At 50.8% G+C, this 236-nt stretch carries 1 tRNA gene; it reads right to left on the reverse strand.

Annotated elements, in window-relative coordinates:
* Positions 1–63: 63 nt before the first annotated feature.
* Positions 64–140: transfer RNA gene (locus Q4519_RS22110), tRNA-Met, on the reverse strand.
* Between the last annotated feature and the right edge of the window lie 96 nt (positions 141–236).

The raw sequence follows: 236 nt of genomic DNA on the forward strand, positions 1-236 counted from the left end.
TAAGAGCCCGACGAGCTACCAGACTGCTACATCCCGCGACTAATTTTTTACTGTCTCTTCGATTGGTTGCGGGTGCTGGTTTTGCACCAACGACCTACGGGTTATGAGCCCGACGAGCTACCAGACTGCTCCATCCCGCGTCTATATATGTTCTTTCTCTTAGAGTGTTAGGTGGAGCGCGATGAGAAACAACTAGCTTCGGGGTATGTGCCCGACTTGATACGAAAAAGCTCCTG

Origin of the sequence: Motilimonas sp. 1_MG-2023 (assembly GCF_030547455.1) — a bacterium.
GTDB lineage: Bacteria > Pseudomonadota > Gammaproteobacteria > Enterobacterales > CBDFNC01 > Motilimonas.